Genomic DNA, 14,812 nt, shown 5'->3' with positions numbered 1-14,812 from the left:
CGATTCAACGGATCGTCACTATGCGCACGTAGATTGCCCAGGACACGCCGATTACGTTAAGAACATGATCACTGGTGCTGCTCAGATGGACGGCGCTATCCTGGTGTGTGGTGCGACTGATGGTCCTATGCCACAGACTCGTGAGCACATCCTTCTTTCTCGTCAGGTTGGTGTACCGTACATCGTAGTATTCTTGAACAAGGCTGATCTTCTTGCTGAAGACTGTGGCGGTCACGGTACTGAAGAGTACGACGAGATGCTAGAGTTGGTGGAAATGGAACTTCGTGATCTATTGAGCGAATATGAATTTCCTGGTGATGATACTCCAATCATCGCTGGTTCTGCTCTTATGGCATTGAACGGTGAAGATGATAACGAGCTAGGTACAACTGCTGTTAAGAACTTGGTTGAAGCTCTTGATTCTTACATCCCAGAGCCAGAGCGTGATACAGACAAGCCATTCCTAATGCCGATTGAGGATGTTTTCTCAATCCAGGGTCGTGGTACTGTAGTAACTGGTCGTATCGAAAGCGGTATCATCACTGTTGGTGAAGAAATCGAAATCGTTGGTATTAAAGAAACGACTAAGACGACTTGTACTGGTGTTGAGATGTTCCGCAAGTTGCTAGACGAAGGTCGTGCTGGTGAGAACTGTGGTATTTTGTTGCGTGGTACTAAGCGTGATGAAGTTGAGCGTGGTCAGGTATTGACTAAGCCAGGCGCAATTACTCCACACACTAAGTTCGAAGCAGAAATCTATGTGTTGGGTAAAGATGAAGGTGGTCGTCATACGCCATTCTTTAAAGGCTACCGTCCACAGTTCTACTTCCGTACAACTGACGTAACTGGTTCTTGTGAATTGCCAGAAGGCGTTGAAATGGTAATGCCTGGTGATAACGTTCAGTTGTCAGTAACACTGATTGCTCCAATTGCGATGGACGAAGGTCTTCGTTTTGCGATCCGTGAAGGCGGCCGTACAGTTGGCGCTGGTGTTGTTGCTAAAATTACCGAATAAGATTCGATTGTTTTAGTGGTCTGATTTTTAATTAGAATCAGATAATGAAAAGGGAGGCTTTTGCCTCCCTTTTTTGTTGGTGATTGTAGGTAGTTGACAAAAAATGATCAGTTGCTTACAATGCGCCTCCTTTTGAATGGGGTCGGTTCGAATAATTCGTGCCGATATTTATGATCTTGTGGAGTTTGGATAATGCAAAACCAAAAAATCAGGATTCGTTTAAAAGCTTTTGACTATCGTCTAATCGATGCTTCGACTCAAGAGATTGTTGAAACTGCTAAACGAACTGGTGCTCAGGTACGCGGACCAATCCCTATGCCTACTCGTAAAGAGCGTTTTACCGTGTTGGTTTCACCGCACGTAAACAAAGATGCTCGTGATCAGTACGAGATTCGCACTCATAAGCGCATGCTTGACATTGTTGAGCCTACTGAAAAGACAGTAGATGCGTTGATGAAGCTGGATTTGGCGGCGGGTGTTGACGTACAAATTAGCCTAGGCTAATTCTGAGTATTTCAGAGGCACCTTAACGGTGTGTTTTACGTTTGGAACGCCTTGGAAAGGGCGACCATAGAGGGTGAAAGTCCCGTACAGATAGAGGAAATAGTAATGACTATCGGTTTGGTAGGGCGGAAAAGCGGGATGACTCGCGTTTTCACCGAAGACGGTGTATCCGTACCTGTTACTGTTATTGAAGTTGAACCTAATCGCATTGCGCAGGTTAAGTCTCTTGAGACTGACGGCTACACTGCAATTCAGGTAACAACTGGAACAAAGAAAGCGTCACGTTTGGCGAAGTCTGAGCAAGGTCACTATGCGAAGGCTGAAGTAGAAGCGGGTCGTGGTCTTTGGGAATTCCGTTTAGGATCAGAAGACGGCGAATTCGCTGTAGGTCAAGAGCTTACAGTTGAGCGTTTCGAAGCTGGTCAAAAAGTAGATGTTGCTGGTACATCTAAAGGTAAAGGTTTCCAGGGTGGTGTTAAGCGTCATAATTTCTCGATGCAAGATGCAACTCACGGTAACTCTTTGTCGCATCGTGCTCCTGGTTCAATCGGTCAATGTCAAACACCTGGTCGTGTTTGGAAAGGTAAGAAAATGGCCGGTCAGATGGGTAACGCTCGTGTGACAGTTCAAACTTTAGAAGTAGTTCGCGTTGATGCTGAACGTGGGTTGTTGTTAATCAAGGGTGCTGTTCCTGGTGCTCCTGGTAATGACGTTATTGTTCAACCTGCAGTTAAAGTACTCGGCTAGGAGGCAATATGGAACTGAATATTACAGGTGCTGAAGGCACTGTTCAGGTATCTGACGTTGCTTTCGGTCGTGAATACAACGAAGCATTGATCCACCAGGTAGTTACAAGCTACATGGCTGGTGCACGTCAAGGTACTCGAGCTCAAAAAACACGTTCTGACGTAAGCGGTGGCGGTAAGAAGCCATGGCGTCAGAAAGGTACTGGTCGCGCTCGTGCTGGTACAATTCGTAGCCCAATCTGGGTTGGTGGTGGCGTAACTTTCGCAGCTCGCCCACAAGATCACTCAAAGAAAGTTAACAAGAAAATGTATCGTGCAGCGATTCAGTCAATTGTGTCTGAGTTAGTTCGCCAGGAGCGTCTTGTTGTTGTTGAGTCTGTAGCTTGCGAAAAGCCAAAAACCAAAGAGTTATTGGGTAAGTTGAACGAACTTAACCTTGATAACGTGTTGATTGTTTCTGATGACGTTGAGCAAAACTTATATCTTGCATCTCGTAACTTGGTAGGTGTTGAGGTTCTTGACGCTGCTGGTATCGATCCTGTTAGCTTGATTGCTCACGATAAAGTGTTGGTGACAGTTGCTGCTCTTAAAAAGATTGAGGAGACGTTAGCATGAACCAAGAACGCGTCTTTACAGTATTGTTAGGTCCACATGTTTCAGAGAAAGCAAGCATTGTTGCTGAAAACAGCCAGCAAGTTGTTTTTAAAGTTGCACCAGATGCGACTAAGCCTGAAATTAAGAAAGCAGTTGAACAGTTGTTTGACGTTAAAGTTGAGTCCGTCCAGGTTCTAAACCAGAAAGGCAAAACCAAGCGTACAGCGCGTGGTTTAGGTAAGCGTAGCGATATTCGTAAAGCTTACGTTCGTCTTGCTGAAGGCAGTGACATTGATTTTCTGGGCGCTGAATAAGGAGGCTAGGTAATGGCAGTTGTAAAATGTAAACCTACGTCCCCGGGTCGTCGCCACGTTGTCAAGGTAGTTAACAGCGAGCTTCATAAGGGTAAACCTTATGCGCCACTGCTTGAGAAAAAGACGAAATCTGGTGGTCGTAACAATAACGGTCGTATTACAACACGTCACATCGGTGGTGGTCATAAGCAACACTATCGTAAAGTTGACTTTCGTCGTAATAAAGATGGTATTCCAGCAGTTGTTGAACGCTTGGAATATGATCCGAACCGCAGTGCACACATTGCATTGATTAAGTACGCTGATGGTGAGCGTCGTTACATCATTGCTCCTAAAGGTTTGAGCGCAGGTGATCCAATTATTTCTGGGTCTGATGCTCCGATTCGTGTAGGTAGTACTCTGCCTCTACGTAATATCCCTCTAGGTAGCACAATTCACTGTATTGAACTTAAGCCTGGTAAAGGTGCACAGGTTGCACGTTCCGCTGGTGCCGCAGTTCAGTTGGTTGCTCGTGAAGGTGCATACTGTACTCTACGTCTTCGTTCTGGCGAAATGCGTAAAGTTCTAACAGATTGCCGTGCAACTCTAGGTGAAGTAAGTAACAGTGAGCATAGCTTGCGTCAATTGGGTAAAGCAGGTGCTTCTCGCTGGCGTGGTGTTCGTCCTACTGTTCGTGGTGTTGTTATGAACCCGGTTGATCACCCGCATGGTGGTGGTGAGGGTCGTACATCAGGTGGTCGCCATCCGGTTACACCTTGGGGTGTTCCTACTAAGGGACACAAGACACGTAAGAACAAGCGCACGGACAAGTTTATTGTACGTCGTCGTAACGCCAAGTAAGGGGAGTAGACTGTGCCACGTTCATTAAAGAAAGGTCCATTTGTTGACCATCATCTGATGAAAAAGGTTGAAACTGCATTGGAATCCGGCGACAAGAAACCAATTAAGACTTGGTCTCGTCGTTCTACAATCTTTCCGGAGTTTGTGGGATTAACAATTGCTGTTCATAACGGACGCCAGCATGTACCTGTTTTCGTAAACGAAGACATGGTTGGTCACAAGCTGGGTGAATTCGCTGCTACACGTACATACCGTGGGCATGCAGCTGATAAGAAAGCCAAGCGCTAATCTTAGGGGTATTAAAGATGGAAGTATCCGCAGTATTAAAAGGTGCGCGACTGTCTGCTCAAAAGGCTCGCTTGGTTGCTGATCAGGTGCGCGGTAAAGAAGTAGCAGAAGCGCTGAACATTTTGGCCTTCAGTCCTAAAAAGGGCGCTGCGATAGTTAAGAAGGTTCTTGAGTCTGCAATCGCTAACGCAGAGCACAACGAAGGTGCTGATATCGACGAGTTACGCGTTAGTACGATTATGGTAGACGAGGGTATGACGATGAAGCGCATTAAGCCGCGTGCTAAAGGTCGTGCAGATCGTATCCTTAAAAGAACTTGTCATATCACTGTTAAAGTCGCAGACATTTAGGAGACGGCCAGATGGGTCAGAAAGTAAATCCAACAGGTATACGCCTGGGCATCACTAAGGATCATACGTCCATTTGGTATGCTGATGGCAGTGCCTATTCAGAAAAGCTACTGACAGATCTTAAAGTACGTAAGTTCCTTGAGAAGCGCCTTGTTAAGGCATCTGTTAGTAACATTATCATCGAGCGTCCTGCACAGAATGCTCGCATCACTATCCACACTGCCCGTCCGGGTATCGTGATTGGTAAGAAAGGCGAAGATGTAGAAAAACTACGTCAAGAAGCTTCTAAGATGATGGGTGTGCCAGTGCACATCAACATCGAAGAGATTCGCAAGCCAGACATGGATGCAAAATTGGTAGCTGCTAACGTAGCTGGCCAACTTGAACGCCGTGTTATGTTCCGTCGTGCTATGAAGCGTGCGGTACAGAACGCAATGCGCCAAGGCGCTAAAGGTATCAAGATCCAGGTTGGTGGTCGTCTAGGTGGTGCTGAGATTGCTCGTAGTGAGTGGTATCGTGAAGGTCGTGTACCTCTACATACTCTTCGTGCAGACATTGATTATGCAACGCATGAAGCACAAACTACATACGGCATTATTGGCGTTAAAGTTTGGATTTTCAAAGGCGAAGTTTTGGGTGGCATCGAAGAAGTTCGTGCTCGTAAAACAACGTCCAAGAAAAAATCAAAATAAGGGGGTAATGAATCATGTTACAACCTAAACGTATGAAATTCCGTAAAATGCAAAAAGGCCGTAACCGTGGTCTTGCGCTTCGCGGAAGTAAAGTAAGCTTTGGCGAATTCGGTCTTAAAGCTACTGGTCGTGGTCGTATCACTGCTCGTCAAATCGAAGCAGCGCGTCGTACTATGACTCGTCACATTAAACGTGGCGGTAAAATTTGGATCCGAGTGTTCCCTGATAAACCAATTACTCAAAAGCCTCTTGAAGTACGTCAAGGTAAAGGTAAGGGTTCAGTGGAATATTGGGTTGCTCAGATTCAGCCAGGTAAGGTTTTGTACGAAATGGAAGGTGTTAGCGAAGAGCTTGCACGCGAAGCTTTCGCACTTGCAGCAGCTAAACTACCTGTGGCAACAACCTTTGTAACGCGGACGGTGATGTAATGAAAGCCAGTGAATTGAGAGAAAAAAGCTCTGAAGAGCTACAGCAACAACTACTCGACTTGCTGCGCGATCAGTTTAACTTGCGTATGCAAAAATCGACCGGTCAATTGAGCCAAACGCACTTGCTAACGCAAGCTCGTAAGGACATTGCACGCGTTAAAACTGTGCTGAATCAGAAGGCAGGTGAATAAAGATGACAGAACAGCAAACAAATGCGCGCACTGTCTCAGGTAAGGTCGTAAGTGACAAGATGGATAAAACCATCACTGTACTTGTAGAGCGTCGCGTTAAGCACCCTCTTTATGGGAAATACGTTAAGCGTTCAACTAAAGTTCATGCGCACGACGAAAGCAACCAGTGCCGCGAAGGTGACGTGGTTACTATCAGCGAAAGTCGTCCGTTGTCTAAGACTAAGTCTTGGACTTTGGTTGAAGTAGTTACTAAAGCTGCCGACTAGTCGGCGACTAATTACACAGGTATTGGAGTGAATTATGATTCAAACTCAAACAATGCTTGACGTCGCCGACAACAGCGGTGCACGTCGAGTGATGTGTATCAAGGTCCTGGGCGGTTCACACCGTCGCTATGCGGGCATTGGTGACATCATCAAGGTAACTGTTAAAGAAGCAATTCCTCGCGGTAAAGTGAAGAAAGGCCAAGTAATGTCTGCAGTTGTTGTACGTACTCGTAAAGGTGTACGTCGTCCAGACGGTTCTATTATCCGCTTTGATGGAAACGCAGCAGTATTGTTGAACGCATCAGATGCGCCGATCGGAACCCGTATCTTTGGCCCGGTTACTCGTGAACTACGCTCTGAAAAGTTCATGAAAATCATTTCCCTAGCGCCTGAAGTGCTGTAAGGGGGGAGGAGAATTATGAATAAGATCAGAAGTGGTGACGAAATCATCGTTATCGCCGGTAAAGACAAAGGCAAGCGTGGTAAAGTATCACGAGTTTTAAGTGATTCCCGCTTGATTGTTTCTGGCGTAAATATGGTTAAGAAACATCAAAAGCCAAATCCTTTCCTAGGTACACCAGGTGGGATCGTTGAGCAAGAAGCAAGCATTCAGATTTCTAACGTTGCGATTTTTAACGCAGCAACAGGCAAAGCTGATCGCGTAGGCTTCAAAGTACTTGAGGATGGCAAGAAGGTTCGTGTCTTCAAGTCTAATCAAGAAGTTATTGATGCATAAAGGCATTGGGTACGACAATGGCAAGATTAAAGCAATTTTATCAAGATCAAGTTGTACCCAAGCTGCGTGAGCAGTTTGAGTACAATAGTATAATGGAAGTACCACGCATCACTAAAATCACCCTCAACATGGGTGTTGGTGAGGCGATTGGTGATCGTAAGCTAGTTGAAAACGCTTTGAACGATATGGAACAGATCGCAGGTCAAAAGCCTGTAATTACTTACGCACGTAAGTCTGTTGCTGGATTCAAGGTTCGTGAAGGCTGGCCAATTGGTTGTAAGGTGACTCTACGTAATGAGCGGATGTGGGAATTCCTAGATCGCTTCATGAATATCGCGCTACCTCGTGTACGTGACTTCCGTGGCGTTAACCCGAAATCATTTGATGGTCGTGGTAACTACAGCATGGGTATTAAGGAACAGATTATCTTTCCTGAGATCGATTATGATAAGATCGATCGCCTTCGCGGTATGGATATCACATTCAGCACAACTGCGAACACTAATGACGAAGGTAAGGCTCTATTAGATGCCTTCAACTTCCCATTCCGTAAGTAAGGGGTAATCATGGCAAAGGTATCAATGAAGCAGCGCGAGCTGAAGAGAGAAAAGCTTGTAGCCAAGTACGCTGAAAAGCGTGCAGCCCTGAAAGCCATCATCTTAAGCCCTGAGTCTTCAGATGATGAAATTTGGGAAGCGCAGTTAAAACTGCAAAAGCTGCCTCGTGACTCGAGCAAATCTCGTCAGCAAACTCGCTGTCAGATCACTGGTCGTCCACATGCAGTTTATCGCAAGTTCAAGCTTAGCCGTATCATGCTTCGTGAAGCAGCGATGCGCGGTGATGTACCAGGCTTGAAAAAAGCAAGTTGGTAAGCGAGTCCCCTTCGGGGCTCTGCTGCACAACCTAGGAGTAGACCTAAATGAGTATGCAAGATACGTTGGCGGATATGATCACTCGTATTCGTAACGGACAGATGGCAGAACACAAAAGTGTTACTATGCCGTCTTCTAAACTTAAGGTAGCAGTGGCTAACGTTCTTAAGAACGAAGGTTACATCGCTAGCTTTGCAGTAAGCGAAGGTGCTAAGCCAGAGCTGTCTGTTGACCTTAAGTATTTTGAAGGTAAGCCAGTTATTGAGCGTATTGAACGTGTATCACGTTCATCTCTACGTCAATATCGTGGTGTAGAAGCACTGCCTAAAGTAGAAGCTGGCCTTGGTATTGCCATCGTTTCTACTTCAAAAGGCGTAATGACTGACCGCCAAGCTCGTAAAGAGAACGTTGGTGGTGAAGTTCTTTGCACGGTATTCTAAGGGAGGGCATATGTCTCGAGTAGCTAAAAGCCCTGTCGCAATACCGAGCGGCGTTGAAGTAAAAATCGACAGCGAGAAGGTAACTGTTAAAGGCGCTAAGGGCAGCCTTGAGTTAGCTTTAACTGGTGCTGTTGATATTAAACAAGAAGATAACCAGCTTACTTTCGTAGCAAAAGATGGCAGCAAGCAATCTCGCGCTATGTCTGGTACTACACGTGCACTATTGAACAACATGGTTCAAGGTGTTTCTCAAGGTTTTGAAAAGAAACTTGAGCTAAAAGGTGTTGGTTATCGTGCTGCAGTACAAGGTAAGAAGCTGAATCTTCAGTTGGGTTTCTCGAACCCAATCGAATATGAATTGCCAGAAGGCGTTACAGCAGAAGCACCAAGTCAGACTGAACTCGTTGTGAAAGGCGTTAGCAAGCAACAAGTTGGTCAAGTGGCTGCAGAAATCCGAGCTTTCCGTCCACCTGAGCCTTATAAAGGTAAAGGCGTCCGCTATGCAGACGAGACGGTTCGCACTAAAGAAGCTAAGAAAAAATAAGGGTAGGGTATGCTTAGTAAGAAAGAAAACCGCTTGCGTCGTGCCCGCCGTTCTCGTTCACATATGCGTGAATTGGGTGCGACTCGTTTGTGCGTTACTCGTACATCCAAGCATATTTATGCGCAGATCATCTCAGAAGATGGTGGCAAAGTATTAGCAACTGCTTCTACTTTGGACAAAGAACTGCGTTCAGGTGCAACTGGTAACAAAGACGCTGCAGCTAAAGTTGGTGAGTTGATCGCTAACCGTGCTAAAGACGCTGGTGTTAGCAAGGTTGCTTTCGACCGTTCTGGTTTCAAGTTTCATGGCCGCGTAAAAGCTTTAGCTGACGCTGCTCGTGAAGCTGGCCTTCAGTTCTAAGGGGTTGATGATGTCAAATACAGAACAAACAACTGACCTTCAAGAAAAGCTAGTTCAAGTTAACCGTGTTGCGAAAACTGTTAAAGGTGGTCGTATCTTTGGTTTCACTGCTTTGACTGTAGTTGGTGATGGTAACGGTCGAGTTGGTTTTGGCCGTGGTAAATCACGTGAAGTACCTGTAGCGATTCAAAAAGCTATGGAAGCTGCTCGTCGTAACATGATTACTGTGCAGTTGGATGGTTCAACGCTTCAGTATCCTGTAACTGCGCGTCATGGTGCATCTAAAGTGTACATGCAGCCAGCATCAGAAGGTACTGGTGTTATCGCCGGTGGTGCAATGCGCTCTGTTCTTGAGCTTGCAGGTATCCAGAACGTACTAGCTAAGTGCTATGGTTCTACAAACCCTGTAAACGTTGTTCGTGCAACGTTTAATGGCTTGAAGCAGATGAAATCACCTGAAGAAGTAGCTGCTAAGCGTGGCTTATCAGTGGAAGAGATTCTGGGGTAATACAATGGCTGGTAAAAAAGTACAAGTTAAGCTAGTTCGTAGCCCAATTTCTACTCTTCCAAAGCATAAGCTTTGCGTGAAAGGTCTAGGTCTACGTAAGATTGGTCAGGTAGTTGAACTTGAAGACACGCCATCAGTTCGTGGCATGATCAACAAGGTAAACTACCTAGTTGAAGTTATTGGGGAGTAAGCTATGCGTCTTAATTCTCTAAGTCCAGCTCCTGGTTCTAAGCCAACAAAGAAACGTGTTGGTCGTGGTATCGGTAGTGGTCTAGGTAAGACTGGTGGTCGAGGCCATAAAGGTCTTAAATCACGTTCTGGCGGTAGTGTCCCTGCCGGTTTTGAGGGTGGTCAGCAACCATTGCAGCGCCGTCTGCCGAAGTTTGGTTTCACATCACGTAAATCTCTTGTAACTACAGAGGTTTGTTTGAGTGAGCTGGCTAAGGTTGAGGGTGAGGTAGTTGATTTGAAAGCACTGAAAGACGCTGACGTTATTAAAGGCAGCATCCTTCATGCGAAAATCATCCTATCTGGCGAAATCAATAAAGCAGTTACGATTAAAGGTTTGCGCGTTACTAAAGGCGCTAAAGCTGCAATCGAAGCTGCAGGCGGTAAGGTTGAAGAATAATGGCTAAAGCAGGAGCATTGCCAGCAGGGGCATCAAGTGGACTAGGCGAGTTAAAATCTCGCTTGTTGTTTGTGTTTATGGCTATCGTTGTTTATCGCATCGGTGCACATATTCCCGTTCCCGGTATAAACCCGGATCGTCTGGCAGCCTTGTTTGAGCAAAATCAGGGAACGATTCTGAGCCTCTTTAATATGTTTTCCGGAGGGGCTCTGGAGCGCATGAGTATTCTTGCGCTCGGAATTATGCCTTATATTTCTGCGTCTATTATCATGCAGCTCCTGACTGCTGTAAGCCCTCAACTTGAGGCGCTTAAGAAGGAAGGTGAAGCAGGGCGCAGAAAAATCAGTCAATACACTCGCTATGGTACGGTTGTTCTTGCATCCGTACAGGCGCTTGGTATGTCCATGGGACTTGCCAGTCAGGGTATTTCATTCTCTACGGGCTTCTCTTTCTTCTTCGTAGCAACCACCACACTGGTTTGTGGTGCGGTGTTCCTGATGTGGTTAGGTGAGCAAGTTACAGAGCGTGGCATTGGTAATGGTATTTCCATCTTAATTTTTGCGGGTATTGTTGCAGGCTTGCCTTCAGCAATCGGCCAAACATTTGAAGCTGCTCGTCAGCAAGATGGGATGTCGTTTCTTGGATTGATTGTTATTTCACTTTTGGCAGTGGCAACTATCGCTTTCGTTGTCTGGATGGAACGCGCTCAGCGCCGTATTACCATTCATTACGCGAAACGTCAGCAGGGTCGTAAAGTTTTTGCAGCCCAAAGCAGCCACTTGCCTTTAAAAGTGAACATGGCAGGCGTGATTCCTCCGATTTTTGCATCCAGCATATTGCTATTCCCTGCGTCGCTTGGCCAATGGTTTGGCCAAAGTGAAGGTATGGAATGGTTGCAAGAAATTGCATTGGCTCTCGCTCCAGGTCAGCCACTTTACCTGATTTTGTTTACATTAAGCGTAGTGTTTTTCTGTTATTTCTACACTGCACTTATGTTTAATCCTAAAGATGTATCAGACAACTTAAAACGGTCTGGTGCATATGTTCCGGGGATTCGTCCTGGTGAACAGACATCACGTTACATTGATAATGTGCTTTCGCGTTTAACGTTGTTCGGCGCCGCTTACATCGCTGCAGTTTCGTTACTGCCTCAGATGTTAGTAATCTTCTTTGACGTACCCTTCTATTTTGGCGGTACTTCATTGTTGATTGTTGTAGTGGTGATCATGGACTTCATGGCGCAGGTACAATCGCACTTGATGTCTAGCCAGTATGGTTCTCTGATGAAAAAGGCTAACCTTAAGGGCTCACGCGCTTAGGTTTAGCAAATAACTTGGAGATGCGATCATGAAAGTACGTGCATCAGTAAAGAAAATTTGTCGTAACTGTAAGATTATCCGTCGCAACGGTGTGGTTCGTGTTATCTGTGATGCAGAACCACGTCATAAGCAACGTCAAGGTTAATCACCGAATCGGCGTAACAGTGCTTGATTTTTATTCGATCTAGTTGTATGCTGTTGCGCCTTTCACGATAGACGTGAACGATTCGTTACGAAAGTTTAACGGAGTAATTTAGATGGCCCGTATAGCAGGCGTCAATATTCCAGACAATAAACATGCGGTGATTTCACTCACCTATATCTACGGCGTTGGTCGTCCATCAGCTCAGCAGATCCTTGCTACTGTTGGTGTAGAACCTACGACAAAGATTAAAGATTTGTCTGAAGAAGTATTGGATAAAATTCGTGCGGAAGTTGCTACCTTCAACGTAGAAGGTGACTTACGACGCGAAGTGAACATGAATATCAAGCGGCTTATGGATTTAGGTTGTTACCGTGGTCTTCGCCACCGTCGTAGCCTTCCTCTACGTGGACAGCGTTCTAAAACGAATGCTCGTACTCGTAAAGGTCCTCGTAAGCCTATTAAGAAATAATCTTTGATAGCAGGAAACTGAAGCATGGCAAAGCCAAGCAGTTCAAAGACACGTAAAAAAGTTACAAAGACAGTTGTTGATGGCATCGCGCACATCCACGCTTCTTTTAACAATACAATCGTGACTATCACAGACCGTCAAGGTAATGCTCTTAGCTGGGCAACTGCAGGCGGTTCTGGTTTCCGTGGTTCTCGTAAGAGTACTCCTTTTGCAGCTCAGGTTGCTGCAGAACGTGCAGGTAACGCTGCACAGGATTACGGCTTAAAGAACCTGGATGTAGAAGTTAAGGGCCCAGGCCCAGGTCGTGAATCAGCAGTGCGTGCACTTAACGCTTGCGGATACAAGATCAACAACATTACGGACGTAACACCGATTCCTCATAATGGGTGTCGTCCACCTAAGAAGCGCCGCGTATAAAGGGGGGCAGTAATGGCTCGTTATATCGGACCAAAATGTAAACTGTCTCGTCGTGAAGGCACTGATCTTTTTCTAAAGAGCGGTGCTCGTGCACTTGATTCAAAGTGTAAGGCAGAGACAGTGCCGGGTCAGCATGGCCAACGTCGTGGACGTTTGTCAGACTACGGTCTACAGTTGCGTGAAAAGCAAAAAGTTCGTCGTACTTATGGCGTTCTAGAAAAGCAATTCCGCAACTATTATAAAGATGCAGCTCGTCAGAAGGGCGCAACAGGTGAAAACCTATTGAAACTTCTTGAGCAGCGTCTAGATAACGTTGTTTATCGTATGGGTTTCGGATCTACTCGTGCTGAAGCACGCCAGATCGTAAGCCATAAAGCGATTCAAGTTAACGGTCGTACAGTGAACGTTGCTTCTTATAAAGTAACTGCGGGAGACATTGTCTCAATCCGTGAAGGTGCTAAGAATCAGCTTCGTATCCAAAGTGCTCTTGAATTGAGCAAAAACCGTGCTCCGGTTGAATGGATAGAAGTTGATGATAAGAAGCTAGAAGGGACTTTTAAATCTCTTCCTGAGCGTTCTGATCTGTCGGCAGAAATTAACGAAAACCTGATTGTAGAGCTTTACTCTAAGTAACAGCTAGTGCTAATTAAAGAGGCAACTATGCAGCGTTCCGTGAACGACTTTTTAGTTCCACGTCACATCGATGTGACTGAATATAACAACACACGCGCAAAAGTGGTTTTAGAGCCATTGGAGCGTGGTTTTGGTCACACGCTGGGTAGTGCGTTGCGTAGGATCTTGTTGTCTTCTATGCCTGGTGCGGCAATCGTTGATGTCGAAATCGACGGTGTGCAGCACGAATACAGTGCGATCGAAGGCGTACAAGAAGACGTAATTGAAATTCTGTTGAACCTTAAAGGCGTAGCCGTTCGTATGAATGAAGCTGACACAGCTACGCTTAGCCTTTCTAAGGTTGGTCCTGGTCCTGTATTGGCCGGAGACATTCAAGTAGATCACACGGTTGAGATTGCTAATCCTGAGCATGTGATTGCTAACTTGAATGAAGCAGCAGAGTTGAAAATGACTCTTAAAGTTGCAACAGGTCGTGGCTATGAACCAGCTGATACACGTCAGACGGAAGAGGATGAAACACGTCCTATCGGTCGACTTCAGTTGGATGCTACCTACAGTCCTATTCGCCGTGTCGCTTATGGTGTAGAGAGCGCACGTGTTGAACAGCGTACTGACCTGGATAAGCTGGTAATTGATCTTGAGACCGATGGTACCATCGAGCCTGAAGAGTGTATTCGCCGAGCTGCAACTATCCTACAGCAACAATTAGCTGTGTTTGTCGATCTTGAGAACGAAGCTGAGCCGGAAGTTAAAGAAGAGGAAGATCAGATTGATCCTATTCTTCTCCGCCCGGTAGATGATCTTGAGCTTACAGTTCGTTCTGCTAACTGTTTGAAGGCTGAAAACATTTACTATATTGGTGATCTGATTCAACGTACTGAAGTTGAATTGTTAAAGACGCCAAACTTAGGTAAAAAGTCTCTGACTGAGATCAAAGATGTACTTGCGTCACGCGGTCTGTCTTTGGGAATGCGTCTAGAGAACTGGCCTCCAGCTAGTCTGAGAAACGACGACAGGGTAAACCCGTAATCAGAGCATCCAACTCTGGTGTTTGGTAAGGAATTAAATCATGCGTCATCGTAAGAGTGGTCGTCACTTAAATCGTACAAGTGCACATCGCCAAGCGATGTTCAAGAACATGACTGTGTCTTTGGTTGAGCATGAAGTAATTAAAACAACTCTGCCAAAAGCGAAGGAATTACGTCGCTTTGCAGAGCCTCTAATTACTCTTGCTAAAGAAGATACAGTAGCCAACCGTCGTTTAGCATTTGCTCGTACTCGTAGCAATGCAGCGGTAGGTAAGCTGTTCAACGAACTAGGTCCTCGTTATGAGAGCCGCCCTGGTGGTTATATCCGCATCCTAAAATGTGGATTCCGTGCAGGTGATAATGCGCCGATGGCTATCGTAGAGCTAGTCGATCGTCCTTTGCCAACTGGCGAAGAAAGCGCAGAAGATTAATAAAAAGCCGGGCTTAGCCCGGCTTTTTATTGTTTATTTTTTAAGAAATCCAGA

Annotated in this window: 29 protein-coding genes; all 29 read left to right on the top strand. The window is 45.8% G+C overall.

Annotation, left to right across the window (positions count from 1 at the left end; all coding sequences use genetic code 11):
- Window positions 1-1,015: elongation factor Tu (gene tuf, locus ABD744_RS09815; RefSeq protein ID WP_344798005.1), on the top strand; the 1,015-nt coding region annotated here is incomplete at its 5' end.
- Between the two features lie 192 nt (window positions 1,016-1,207).
- The gene (gene rpsJ / locus ABD744_RS09810) at window positions 1,208-1,519 is read left to right on the top strand and encodes a 30S ribosomal protein S10 (protein ID WP_344798003.1); all 312 of its coding nucleotides are present in this window, start codon (window positions 1,208-1,210) and stop codon (window positions 1,517-1,519) included.
- A 105-nt stretch (window positions 1,520-1,624) separates the two neighbouring features.
- The gene (gene rplC, locus ABD744_RS09805) at window positions 1,625-2,266 is read left to right on the top strand and encodes a 50S ribosomal protein L3 (RefSeq protein ID WP_344798001.1); all 642 of its coding nucleotides are present in this window, start codon (window positions 1,625-1,627) and stop codon (window positions 2,264-2,266) included.
- 8 nt (window positions 2,267-2,274) lie between these two features.
- Complete coding sequence (gene rplD / locus ABD744_RS09800; protein WP_344797999.1) at window positions 2,275-2,880, top strand: 50S ribosomal protein L4; 606 nt, start codon at window positions 2,275-2,277, stop codon at window positions 2,878-2,880.
- Window positions 2,877-3,173 carry a 50S ribosomal protein L23 gene (rplW, locus tag ABD744_RS09795; protein WP_344797997.1) on the top strand — a complete coding sequence of 99 codons (297 nt, stop codon included), beginning with the start codon at window positions 2,877-2,879 and terminating at the stop codon, window positions 3,171-3,173. The genes rplD and rplW overlap by 4 nt, the downstream gene beginning before the upstream one ends.
- Before the next feature lie 12 nt (window positions 3,174-3,185).
- The gene (rplB, locus tag ABD744_RS09790; protein ID WP_344797995.1) at window positions 3,186-4,013 is read left to right on the top strand and encodes a 50S ribosomal protein L2; all 828 of its coding nucleotides are present in this window, start codon (window positions 3,186-3,188) and stop codon (window positions 4,011-4,013) included.
- A gap of 12 nt (window positions 4,014-4,025) precedes the next feature.
- The gene (gene rpsS, locus ABD744_RS09785; protein ID WP_344797993.1) at window positions 4,026-4,301 is read left to right on the top strand and encodes a 30S ribosomal protein S19; all 276 of its coding nucleotides are present in this window, start codon (window positions 4,026-4,028) and stop codon (window positions 4,299-4,301) included.
- Window positions 4,302-4,318: 17 nt separating this feature from the next.
- Window positions 4,319-4,651 carry a 50S ribosomal protein L22 gene (gene rplV / locus ABD744_RS09780; RefSeq protein WP_344797991.1) on the top strand — a complete coding sequence of 111 codons (333 nt, stop codon included), beginning with the start codon at window positions 4,319-4,321 and terminating at the stop codon, window positions 4,649-4,651.
- An 11-nt stretch (window positions 4,652-4,662) separates the two neighbouring features.
- Window positions 4,663-5,343, top strand: coding sequence for a 30S ribosomal protein S3 (rpsC, locus tag ABD744_RS09775; protein WP_344797989.1), 681 nt, complete (start codon window positions 4,663-4,665; stop codon window positions 5,341-5,343).
- 14 nt (window positions 5,344-5,357) lie between these two features.
- Window positions 5,358-5,771, top strand: a complete 414-nt coding sequence (gene rplP, locus ABD744_RS09770; RefSeq protein WP_344797987.1) for a 50S ribosomal protein L16 — start codon at window positions 5,358-5,360, stop codon at window positions 5,769-5,771.
- The gene (gene rpmC, locus ABD744_RS09765) at window positions 5,771-5,962 is read left to right on the top strand and encodes a 50S ribosomal protein L29 (protein ID WP_344797985.1); all 192 of its coding nucleotides are present in this window, start codon (window positions 5,771-5,773) and stop codon (window positions 5,960-5,962) included. Before rplP ends, rpmC begins: the two co-directional genes overlap by 1 nt.
- A gap of 2 nt (window positions 5,963-5,964) precedes the next feature.
- The gene (gene rpsQ / locus ABD744_RS09760; protein ID WP_344797983.1) at window positions 5,965-6,228 is read left to right on the top strand and encodes a 30S ribosomal protein S17; all 264 of its coding nucleotides are present in this window, start codon (window positions 5,965-5,967) and stop codon (window positions 6,226-6,228) included.
- Window positions 6,229-6,262: 34 nt separating this feature from the next.
- On the top strand, window positions 6,263-6,631 hold the full coding sequence (gene rplN / locus ABD744_RS09755) for a 50S ribosomal protein L14 (protein ID WP_344797981.1): 369 nt from the start codon (window positions 6,263-6,265) through the stop codon (window positions 6,629-6,631).
- 15 nt (window positions 6,632-6,646) lie between these two features.
- Complete coding sequence (gene rplX, locus ABD744_RS09750; RefSeq protein ID WP_344797978.1) at window positions 6,647-6,964, top strand: 50S ribosomal protein L24; 318 nt, start codon at window positions 6,647-6,649, stop codon at window positions 6,962-6,964.
- 17 nt (window positions 6,965-6,981) lie between these two features.
- The gene (gene rplE, locus ABD744_RS09745) at window positions 6,982-7,521 is read left to right on the top strand and encodes a 50S ribosomal protein L5 (protein WP_344797976.1); all 540 of its coding nucleotides are present in this window, start codon (window positions 6,982-6,984) and stop codon (window positions 7,519-7,521) included.
- Window positions 7,522-7,530: 9 nt separating this feature from the next.
- Window positions 7,531-7,836, top strand: coding sequence for a 30S ribosomal protein S14 (gene rpsN, locus ABD744_RS09740; protein WP_344797974.1), 306 nt, complete (start codon window positions 7,531-7,533; stop codon window positions 7,834-7,836).
- A gap of 47 nt (window positions 7,837-7,883) precedes the next feature.
- Window positions 7,884-8,276 (top strand): 30S ribosomal protein S8, encoded by a 393-nt coding sequence (gene rpsH, locus ABD744_RS09735; RefSeq protein ID WP_344797972.1) that lies wholly within the window; start codon window positions 7,884-7,886, stop codon window positions 8,274-8,276.
- Between the two features lie 10 nt (window positions 8,277-8,286).
- Window positions 8,287-8,820: a 50S ribosomal protein L6 gene (rplF, locus tag ABD744_RS09730; RefSeq protein ID WP_344797970.1), complete on the top strand. Its 534-nt coding sequence runs from the start codon at window positions 8,287-8,289 to the stop codon at window positions 8,818-8,820.
- A 9-nt stretch (window positions 8,821-8,829) separates the two neighbouring features.
- Window positions 8,830-9,180 (top strand): 50S ribosomal protein L18, encoded by a 351-nt coding sequence (rplR, locus tag ABD744_RS09725; protein ID WP_344797968.1) that lies wholly within the window; start codon window positions 8,830-8,832, stop codon window positions 9,178-9,180.
- A 10-nt stretch (window positions 9,181-9,190) separates the two neighbouring features.
- Window positions 9,191-9,688, top strand: coding sequence for a 30S ribosomal protein S5 (gene rpsE / locus ABD744_RS09720; RefSeq protein ID WP_344797966.1), 498 nt, complete (start codon window positions 9,191-9,193; stop codon window positions 9,686-9,688).
- Between the two features lie 4 nt (window positions 9,689-9,692).
- A complete protein-coding gene (rpmD, locus tag ABD744_RS09715; RefSeq protein ID WP_284379440.1) occupies window positions 9,693-9,878 on the top strand; it encodes a 50S ribosomal protein L30 in 186 nt (61 codons plus the stop codon).
- 3 nt (window positions 9,879-9,881) lie between these two features.
- Complete coding sequence (rplO, locus tag ABD744_RS09710; protein WP_344797961.1) at window positions 9,882-10,316, top strand: 50S ribosomal protein L15; 435 nt, start codon at window positions 9,882-9,884, stop codon at window positions 10,314-10,316.
- The gene (gene secY, locus ABD744_RS09705) at window positions 10,316-11,635 is read left to right on the top strand and encodes a preprotein translocase subunit SecY (RefSeq protein ID WP_344797959.1); all 1,320 of its coding nucleotides are present in this window, start codon (window positions 10,316-10,318) and stop codon (window positions 11,633-11,635) included. The genes rplO and secY overlap by 1 nt, the downstream gene beginning before the upstream one ends.
- Before the next feature lie 28 nt (window positions 11,636-11,663).
- On the top strand, window positions 11,664-11,780 hold the full coding sequence (gene rpmJ / locus ABD744_RS09700; RefSeq protein ID WP_284379448.1) for a 50S ribosomal protein L36: 117 nt from the start codon (window positions 11,664-11,666) through the stop codon (window positions 11,778-11,780).
- Window positions 11,781-11,892: 112 nt separating this feature from the next.
- Window positions 11,893-12,249 carry a 30S ribosomal protein S13 gene (rpsM, locus tag ABD744_RS09695; RefSeq protein WP_344797954.1) on the top strand — a complete coding sequence of 119 codons (357 nt, stop codon included), beginning with the start codon at window positions 11,893-11,895 and terminating at the stop codon, window positions 12,247-12,249.
- Between the two features lie 24 nt (window positions 12,250-12,273).
- Complete coding sequence (gene rpsK / locus ABD744_RS09690; RefSeq protein ID WP_344797952.1) at window positions 12,274-12,666, top strand: 30S ribosomal protein S11; 393 nt, start codon at window positions 12,274-12,276, stop codon at window positions 12,664-12,666.
- Window positions 12,667-12,678: 12 nt separating this feature from the next.
- Window positions 12,679-13,299 carry a 30S ribosomal protein S4 gene (rpsD, locus tag ABD744_RS09685; RefSeq protein WP_344797950.1) on the top strand — a complete coding sequence of 207 codons (621 nt, stop codon included), beginning with the start codon at window positions 12,679-12,681 and terminating at the stop codon, window positions 13,297-13,299.
- 27 nt (window positions 13,300-13,326) lie between these two features.
- Window positions 13,327-14,328: a DNA-directed RNA polymerase subunit alpha gene (locus tag ABD744_RS09680; RefSeq protein ID WP_344797948.1), complete on the top strand. Its 1,002-nt coding sequence runs from the start codon at window positions 13,327-13,329 to the stop codon at window positions 14,326-14,328.
- Window positions 14,329-14,368: 40 nt separating this feature from the next.
- Window positions 14,369-14,758, top strand: coding sequence for a 50S ribosomal protein L17 (gene rplQ / locus ABD744_RS09675; RefSeq protein ID WP_344797946.1), 390 nt, complete (start codon window positions 14,369-14,371; stop codon window positions 14,756-14,758).
- Window positions 14,759-14,812 lie beyond the last annotated feature (54 nt).

The organism is Litoribacillus peritrichatus (genome assembly GCF_039537985.1).
Classification (GTDB): domain Bacteria; phylum Pseudomonadota; class Gammaproteobacteria; order Pseudomonadales; family Litoribrevibacteraceae; genus Litoribacillus; species Litoribacillus peritrichatus.
This window is presented reverse-complemented; position numbering and strand designations above follow the sequence as displayed.

Bases quoted from the DNA above. Each gene is read 5' to 3' on its own strand.
- rpsJ (WP_344798003.1), top strand. From the start codon at position 1,208: ATGCAAAACCAAAAAATCAGGATTCGTTTAAAAGCTTTTGACTATCGT.
- rplC (WP_344798001.1), top strand. From the start codon at position 1,625: ATGACTATCGGTTTGGTAGGGCGGAAAAGCGGGATGACTCGCGTTTTC.
- rplD (WP_344797999.1), top strand. From the start codon at position 2,275: ATGGAACTGAATATTACAGGTGCTGAAGGCACTGTTCAGGTATCTGAC.
- rplW (WP_344797997.1), top strand. From the start codon at position 2,877: ATGAACCAAGAACGCGTCTTTACAGTATTGTTAGGTCCACATGTTTCA.
- rplB (WP_344797995.1), top strand. From the start codon at position 3,186: ATGGCAGTTGTAAAATGTAAACCTACGTCCCCGGGTCGTCGCCACGTT.
- rplV (WP_344797991.1), top strand. From the start codon at position 4,319: ATGGAAGTATCCGCAGTATTAAAAGGTGCGCGACTGTCTGCTCAAAAG.
- rpsC (WP_344797989.1), top strand. From the start codon at position 4,663: ATGGGTCAGAAAGTAAATCCAACAGGTATACGCCTGGGCATCACTAAG.
- rplP (WP_344797987.1), top strand. From the start codon at position 5,358: ATGTTACAACCTAAACGTATGAAATTCCGTAAAATGCAAAAAGGCCGT.
- rpmC (WP_344797985.1), top strand. From the start codon at position 5,771: ATGAAAGCCAGTGAATTGAGAGAAAAAAGCTCTGAAGAGCTACAGCAA.
- rpsQ (WP_344797983.1), top strand. From the start codon at position 5,965: ATGACAGAACAGCAAACAAATGCGCGCACTGTCTCAGGTAAGGTCGTA.
- rplN (WP_344797981.1), top strand. From the start codon at position 6,263: ATGATTCAAACTCAAACAATGCTTGACGTCGCCGACAACAGCGGTGCA.
- rplX (WP_344797978.1), top strand. From the start codon at position 6,647: ATGAATAAGATCAGAAGTGGTGACGAAATCATCGTTATCGCCGGTAAA.
- rplE (WP_344797976.1), top strand. From the start codon at position 6,982: ATGGCAAGATTAAAGCAATTTTATCAAGATCAAGTTGTACCCAAGCTG.
- rpsN (WP_344797974.1), top strand. From the start codon at position 7,531: ATGGCAAAGGTATCAATGAAGCAGCGCGAGCTGAAGAGAGAAAAGCTT.
- rpsH (WP_344797972.1), top strand. From the start codon at position 7,884: ATGAGTATGCAAGATACGTTGGCGGATATGATCACTCGTATTCGTAAC.
- rplF (WP_344797970.1), top strand. From the start codon at position 8,287: ATGTCTCGAGTAGCTAAAAGCCCTGTCGCAATACCGAGCGGCGTTGAA.
- rplR (WP_344797968.1), top strand. From the start codon at position 8,830: ATGCTTAGTAAGAAAGAAAACCGCTTGCGTCGTGCCCGCCGTTCTCGT.
- rpsE (WP_344797966.1), top strand. From the start codon at position 9,191: ATGTCAAATACAGAACAAACAACTGACCTTCAAGAAAAGCTAGTTCAA.
- rpmD (WP_284379440.1), top strand. From the start codon at position 9,693: ATGGCTGGTAAAAAAGTACAAGTTAAGCTAGTTCGTAGCCCAATTTCT.
- rplO (WP_344797961.1), top strand. From the start codon at position 9,882: ATGCGTCTTAATTCTCTAAGTCCAGCTCCTGGTTCTAAGCCAACAAAG.
- secY (WP_344797959.1), top strand. From the start codon at position 10,316: ATGGCTAAAGCAGGAGCATTGCCAGCAGGGGCATCAAGTGGACTAGGC.
- rpmJ (WP_284379448.1), top strand. From the start codon at position 11,664: ATGAAAGTACGTGCATCAGTAAAGAAAATTTGTCGTAACTGTAAGATT.
- rpsM (WP_344797954.1), top strand. From the start codon at position 11,893: ATGGCCCGTATAGCAGGCGTCAATATTCCAGACAATAAACATGCGGTG.
- rpsK (WP_344797952.1), top strand. From the start codon at position 12,274: ATGGCAAAGCCAAGCAGTTCAAAGACACGTAAAAAAGTTACAAAGACA.
- rpsD (WP_344797950.1), top strand. From the start codon at position 12,679: ATGGCTCGTTATATCGGACCAAAATGTAAACTGTCTCGTCGTGAAGGC.
- ABD744_RS09680 (WP_344797948.1), top strand. From the start codon at position 13,327: ATGCAGCGTTCCGTGAACGACTTTTTAGTTCCACGTCACATCGATGTG.
- rplQ (WP_344797946.1), top strand. From the start codon at position 14,369: ATGCGTCATCGTAAGAGTGGTCGTCACTTAAATCGTACAAGTGCACAT.